The sequence below is a fragment of the Actinacidiphila sp. bgisy160 genome (assembly GCF_965342435.1).
Lineage (GTDB): Bacteria > Actinomycetota > Actinomycetes > Streptomycetales > Streptomycetaceae > Actinacidiphila.
Genome location: NZ_CBDRCM010000109.1, coordinates 1 through 6,490, shown reverse-complemented (window position 1 = coordinate 6,490; position 6,490 = coordinate 1). Strand labels below are relative to the sequence as shown.

Annotated in this window: 6 protein-coding genes; 2 read left to right on the top strand and 4 right to left on the bottom strand. The window is 68.7% G+C overall.

The window, feature by feature from the left end; all coding sequences use genetic code 11:
• Positions 1-293: 293 nt before the first annotated feature.
• From ACRWNP_RS36760 to ACRWNP_RS36745, 4 genes are all read right to left on the bottom strand, one after another.
• Positions 294-1,589: a hypothetical protein gene (locus ACRWNP_RS36760; RefSeq protein ID WP_431969300.1), complete on the bottom strand. Its 1,296-nt coding sequence runs from the start codon at positions 1,587-1,589 to the stop codon at positions 294-296.
• Between the two features lie 640 nt (positions 1,590-2,229).
• A complete protein-coding gene (locus tag ACRWNP_RS36755) occupies positions 2,230-3,693 on the bottom strand; it encodes a UvrD-helicase domain-containing protein (protein WP_431969298.1) in 1,464 nt (487 codons plus the stop codon).
• 51 nt (positions 3,694-3,744) lie between these two features.
• The gene (locus ACRWNP_RS36750) at positions 3,745-4,155 is read right to left on the bottom strand and encodes a DnaB-like helicase N-terminal domain-containing protein (RefSeq protein WP_431969296.1); all 411 of its coding nucleotides are present in this window, start codon (positions 4,153-4,155) and stop codon (positions 3,745-3,747) included.
• Positions 4,156-4,348: 193 nt separating this feature from the next.
• Positions 4,349-5,224, bottom strand: coding sequence for a DUF6083 domain-containing protein (locus ACRWNP_RS36745; RefSeq protein WP_431969294.1), 876 nt, complete (start codon positions 5,222-5,224; stop codon positions 4,349-4,351).
• Between the two features lie 236 nt (positions 5,225-5,460).
• On the opposite strand from ACRWNP_RS36745, the gene ACRWNP_RS36740 reads away from it, so the two are divergent.
• Both ACRWNP_RS36740 and ACRWNP_RS36735 read left to right on the top strand, forming a co-directional pair.
• Positions 5,461-6,102: an HAD family hydrolase gene (locus ACRWNP_RS36740; protein WP_431969292.1), complete on the top strand. Its 642-nt coding sequence runs from the start codon at positions 5,461-5,463 to the stop codon at positions 6,100-6,102.
• Positions 6,103-6,233: 131 nt separating this feature from the next.
• On the top strand, positions 6,234-6,490 hold a 257-nt coding region (locus tag ACRWNP_RS36735; RefSeq protein WP_431969302.1), incomplete at its 3' end, for a helix-turn-helix domain-containing protein.

The following is a 6,490-nucleotide window of genomic DNA, read 5'->3' as shown; positions in this document are numbered from 1 at the left end:
GCGCATTCGTCGGCGTGGCTCCACGCGGCTGAAGCGGTGGCCGACGCGGAGGAAGAGGTCTTCGAGTTCGCGGTCCCAGTTCTCGGCTGCAGGCTCGTTGATCACGGCGGGAGGCTGCCCTCGCCGCTGTCATGACCAACGCCGGCTGCACACGATCGAGGGGCGGTCCCAAGAAGACCGCCCCTGACGGGCACCAGCCCCACTACACTCACTGCGCAGCCTTCTGATCAGGCAAAACGTCGAAGTCCTGCTGGAGTACTAACAGCGCCCGGTGAACGACAGCCCCCGGCTCGTCAGTTGTGGACGGCCCAACGGGCGCCGGGGATGGTGTCGGGCACCGTGGTGAAGCCCTTGCCATCGTTGTCGACGAGGGTAGTTCCGGGCTTGCCCGCGGCCACCCAGTCCACCGCGATGGAAAAGTTACACAAACACGTGGTGTTGGTGATGAAGACTTCGAAGACCTCGGGGTCGGTGTCACTGATCTTGTAGCGTGGCGGCACCGGCGGAATCGTGGCCTCGAAGTCCCCTGCGGCGACGCTGGAAATTGTTGGAGGGCGGGAGTCCAGCACCGCGCGGTAGGAGCGGGTGGCCTGGTCCCCGCCGCACTGGCCATAGCTGGAGTACGTCCCGCCGTTGGGCATCGGCAGGCGTTTGACGTTCACCAGACGCAGCCCCATCAGCAACACCGCGGCATGTGACGATGCCTGTGCGGTGATCTGAAGCGACGAGCGCGGCGCGATGTGGGTGTCATGGCTGTCACCTGATGCCTCGCCCTTCGCAGCCCATGTGTAGCCACATGGGGATGGCCGCCATCCGCCCTGGATCAACGGTTGCTCGGCTTTGGCCGTGCTCTTCGAGCCCCCGGCCGCCTGCATTGAGGACTTTGCCGACGGCGTGCCCGAACGGGCACCGTGGCCTGCCTGGTCCGTGGGATGACTGCCCGTCAATACAAATGTCAGCGTGACGGCGAGTGCGACGACCGCGGCGACCGCCGCGGTCCACACCACCGCCCGCCGCCGACCCCATGGCCGGCCGGCCCGCTGCGGCTGCAGTTGGCGCGCGGGCTGGGTAGGTGGTTCGTAGCCGGTGGAGGCTGGGCCAGCCACTTCGGATTCCGCAGCCCCCTGCGCCCCATCGGGCACCACATCAGAGCGAGATTCTTCCGCTGCGGGCTGCGACTGCCCGTCGTCGGGGTCTGCGGCCACCTCATCCGTAAGGTCTGGCTCCGCTGTACCGCTGCCTTCCAACGTGTCAGGTCTGACGTCACGGCCGGCGGTGGTGTGGCGGCGGGCTCGGGTCAGATCATCACGTCGCGTGCGGGCGTCGGCGTAACGGTCTTCGGCATCGGCGGCCGCCTGTGGCCCGCCCAGCGCCCGGGCGATCGCGATGACCGTCTCGTACTGCGGTAAGGCACGCCCGTTGAACGCGTTACTCAGCGTGCTGATCACCAGCGACGATGTCGGATCGTTGTCGCGGACCTGGCCGACGATGGTCTGCAGACTCGGAGCCCCCCGCTTGTTGCGCAAGCTCCTCAGCCACCGGGCGAGGTCCTCCACCGGATCGTCGTGAAGATCTCCCTGCCCGCTCATCGCGCCCCCTGTTATTTCGATCAGCGGCGTCAGCGTAGTCCGGCAGGCCCTCCACTGGAACCCGGCGTCCTTCGATGGGTTCCAGCAGCCTTCGAAGGTCTTTCATAACCTTCTGACCAGCGGAAACGTCCGCGGTTCACGAGTGCAATGGGTCATCCCCTCAAACCGGCAGCCGCCCGAAGCGGCCCTGCCCGTCCCTGCCCGGAGGACCCCGTGAACCCCTTCGACGACGCCTGGCTGGAGCAGCTCAACCCCCGCGACGCCCTGCGCGTCCTCGCCGCGTGGGACCGCTTGCGCCTGCACACCCCGGCCGCCCAACGCCCCATCACCTACCTCCACCAGCACACCCGCCTGCCCATCCGGCTGCTGACCCCCACCTCCACCACACCCGGACCGTGTGCGCCCACCCCCACCTCGGCCCCATCACCCAAACCGACCTCGACAAAGCCCTCGTCACCGCCTACCACGCCCTCGCACGCCTCACCCTCTAGCCCACCACACCACGCGCGGCGCCGGACGTCCCGGGGGCTGCCGGCGCAGCACGACTGCACGGCGCAATGCGAGCCGCAATGCTGAAAGGCAGCCCTCTCGCGTTTGCCATCCCCGTGGCGGACCGCTCTTCACCACCCGCCGCACTGCACTACGGGTTTCCGTCGGGGTGGTCGTTGATCCAGGTCAGCCCGCCGAGGTCGAGGCGGTGGCGGGCGCGGGTGACAGCGACGTAGGCGAGGCGTGCGTCGGCATCATCGATCGGCCCGGGCAGCGGGTTCCCGTGCTCGTCTTGTTCGTCGCTGTCCTTGGGTGGGTGGAAGTCGTCTGCGATCTCAACCTGGGGCCATTCGCGGCCCTTGGCCTTGTGCGCAGTGGATACCGTCACCTGCGCGTTCTCTTCCCGGTCAAGACGGTTGACCGCGGCCAGGACGGCGTCCGTGCCGTGAAAGTCGACGAGGTCGACCAAGGGCTGCAGGTCACTGCCGGCGGGATCGTGCTCGGCGTAGTCCTGCAGCTGGCCCCAGGAGGTGAACAGCACCAGCTCGGGGTGGGAGGTCCGGCGTCCGTCCTGCAAGTCCCGGGCGGCCAGCGCCAGAGCGCGCAGGGCCTGGCCTCCCCCGACCAGCGCAACCCTGCGGCCGCCTGCGAGGAAGCGCAGGACTTGGGCCATGGCTCCGATGTTGCTCCGGCACAGCACCGCGTCCGGCTTCGTCACCTTGCCGACCTCGGTGGGGATCGCCTGGCTGCCTTCCAGACGGATCGGAGCGTCGGCGATCGCCAGCCACCGGTTCGCCTCCAAAGCCAGAAGAGGCCCGAAGCGGAAGGACCGGGTCAACGACAGCGCGGTGCCGTCGAAGCCGGTCATGACGTCCTTGGCACCGCGCCAGCCGTAGATGGCCTGCGCCGAGTCGCCGACCATAACCAGCTGGGCGTGGCCGCGCTGGTTGAGCAGGACCTGCTCGAGGACGGGGTTGGTGTCCTGGGCCTCGTCCAGGAGCACGAAGTCGGTGCGCAGTTTCGGGTCGGACAGGGCCCACAGTTTCAGGTAGTGGTCGTGTTCGAAGCGGACCGCGCCGGTGTCGGGGTGCTGCAGGTCCGCCCAGGCAGCGCGGGCGTAAGGCAGGACGCGGCGGGCGAGCTCGGCGTGCAGATCCTCGGTGTCCAGGCCACGCAGCGGCGGCACGTGGTGGCGTTCGATGACCGGGTCGGCGGAGTGGCAGAAGCGGGTCACGGTGCGCTGGGCCGTGGAGGTCAGCGTGGCCGGCCACACGGTTCGGTCGCCGATCCGCATGGGCTTGGTGATACCCAGAGCATCGGCGGTGTGCCTCCCCGGAAGGCGGGGTCCGTTCAGGCGGGCCTGGTAGCGGTGACCGATGGCGGCGTAGGCCAGGGCGTGCGCGGTCTTGCACAGCACCGTGCCGGGGAAACGCGAGGCGGCGTCCTGCGCGATGGCCCGGTTGAACGCCACATACAAGCCGCGCCGGGAGGTGCCGGCGGCGAGCTGGGTGAGCGTGGTGGTCTTACCGGTACCGGCTCCGGCCTGGATCACCAGGTGATCCCCGGTGGCGAAAGCGTCGGCGGCCAGGACTTGTTCGTCGGTGGGCTGCAGCATCGTCGAGCATCGTCGATCTGTGAGAGCGCGGTCGGGGGCGCGCAGGGGTGGTCAGGTGGTGTCGTCGTCAATGAGGAAGCCGCGCATCGGCACCGGCGGCAGCCCCTCGGGGTGCGCGGTCGTATGGCGGCGCAGGTCGGCCAGGTCCCGGACGATCGCCGCGTAGTGCACTACTACCGGCTCCGCCGGTACCGCGGCACGGACAAGATCGGTAACCAGGTCCTTGGCCGGCTCGAGGAAGGCGGCCCTGCTCGTTCGCTGCCGCCGGGCGAGCTCGGCCGTGACGGCCGCCGGAGTACAGGGCTCCTTGTGGTGATGGATGGCGGCCGCAGAAAGGAAGACCTCCCGGAAGGCCGGGCCGCTGAAGTGCGCCGGGTGCAAGACCGCCATCAAGTACGGGACCAGCTGCGGGTGGCGGAGCAACGCGGCCAGGACCACGCGCTCGGCATGCTCATCGGACAAGGCAGGACCGGGCAGGGGCTGGTCAGGGTCGGGAGTACCGACCAAGGTCTTGGACACCAGGGGCCTCCGAAACGGCCAGGACAGGGGCAGCGAAACCGCCGCAGCGAGAGCTGCGGCAGGGGCGTGGCCGTAGCGGCCGCCGGGCCCACGCGGGCGGGCAGCCGAGCGGAACGGCAACTCGAGGGCAGCGGGCTCACCCCAGACCACGGCCCGATGCAGGCGACGGGTTGGGAAGCTGGTCGCGGATGTACAGGCGGTGGCGGACTGGGTCAAAGGGCTCCCAGGCAACCAGAGCGCTGTCCGCAGCACCGCGAACAGTGACGTGAGCGGTACAGCGCTGGGCGCGCCAGCGCATCTGTTCGGCGTACGGCAAGCCCGTGAGGTCGTACAGGGCCATCACCTCCGGGTCGGCCGGCAGGTGCCCGTCGCCGGGGCGAAGGAGCGGATCGACGAGCTCGAGCCGCCACGTGCCGGGCAGGGCCTCGGGGTCCAGGACAGGTAGGGAGCAGCGACGGCGGGCGCGGGTCCGGGCCACACACTGGAGTTCCTCGACAGGACCGGGGGCCAGATAGCGCGCGCCGATGATGCGCACGACCGGCCGGACAGGCACATCCCGCGCGGCCTGGGGTGGCTGCTCGGGCCGGGGTGTGAAGAGGCCGGCATCTTGCAGGCGGCGGGAGTTCAGCGCGAGGGCCCGGCACATCTCCTCCAGAAGCGGGCTGCGGTTGCCCACTGGGGATGCGGGGCACAGGGCCCGGTGCCGCACCCGGCACCACGCGCTCCCGTCATGGCAAGCATGAGCGACACCGGAAGAAACGTGCCAGCGCTCCCCCGGCGGCACCGACCCTGCGGGCAGCTCTACGGGATGCAGCGGAACAGCAGTACTGCCCGGGCGCTGGTACCACTCAACGGGATTCCCACAGAAATCACACCGGGCGCCCTGAGCGGTACGCAGCAGCCGGCTCGGACTGTCCTCGGCAATGCGCAGAGACCGGCGCGGCCGGTAATTCTTGCGGCTGCCGTCCCAGGCGCAACCATCGTCAGCGAAGGAGTTGTTCGTCGAGCGCATGACCGCAGACGATGACCGTCGACACGCCACAACATGGACGACCAAGCCGGGGAAGTCACCCTCCCGACCCCTTCAAGTCGCACAACAGTTCGTTCAATCATTCATGCGTTCTCTCCAGATCCCTCTCTCTCGGACCAGTCGTCGCCCGCGGGTGCTGTGCGCGCCTCCCTTCAACCACACGCGTGCACAGCTGGCTGCTCATCACGCTCCTGAGGTGGCCCCGTAGAATGCCGTGCATGATTCGCGCAGTAGCGTTCGACGTCGGTGAGACCCTGATCCGAGACGACCGCGGCTGGGCTTCTTGGGCGGACTGGCTGGGAGTACCCCGGCACACCATGTCCGCCCTTGTCGGATCCGTCGTAGCTCAAGGACGCGACAACGCCGACGCTCTGCGACTGGTGCGGCCCGGTCTGGAGGTTTCCGTCGAGTACGCGGCGCGGGAGCGCGCCGGTTACGGGGAACAGCTCGACGAGCATGACCTGTACGAGGATGTCCGCCCAGCCCTGTCCAGGCTTCTGGCGGCCGGGTTCCGAGTCATTATCGCGGGCAATCAGACCCGCAGAGCAGGCGAGTTGTTGCGCGCGCTCGACCTGCCCGCAGACGTCATCGCGACGAGCGGCGATTGGGGTGTGGCTAAGCCCGAGGCCGCCTTCTTCGAGCGGCTCGTCGAGACGGCCGACTGCACCCCTGAAGAGATCGTGTACGTGGGCGATCACCCCGCCAACGATGTCTTCCCAGTCCGCGCAGCCGGATTGCGGGCAGCACACCTTCGACGCGGCCCGTGGGGATATCTGTGGGCCGACAGTCCAGAAGTTGCGGCTGCGGCGGACTGGCGCATCAACTCCCTTACAGAGCTGGTCGATACGCTGACGAGGTAACACCAGATTCCTCACCCTGGGTCAGACGCGCGATACCCTCCGTACATCCAGGAGGATCGGAGACCACTGTGCCCGGAGACAGCGCGGGCGATGTAGGCAAGCGCATCGCAACCGCCCGTCGTTCCCGTCGCATGAGGCAAGGCGATCTTGCCCGGGCAGCGTCGCTGTCACCGAGCATGATCCAGAAGATCGAGCGTGGTGCCCGGCTACCGAGCGAGGACGCGCTGAATGCCATCGCCGCCGCTCTCGCTCTCGACCCATCCCGGCTGTCAGCCGACGGGGGCGGCAGGGCCAATAGTCGTGTGCGGGCGGCGCTCTCGGACATCTCCGCTGCGATCGCCACCTACGACCTCCCCGATGATGGCCCCGTTCGGCCGCTGCACGAGCT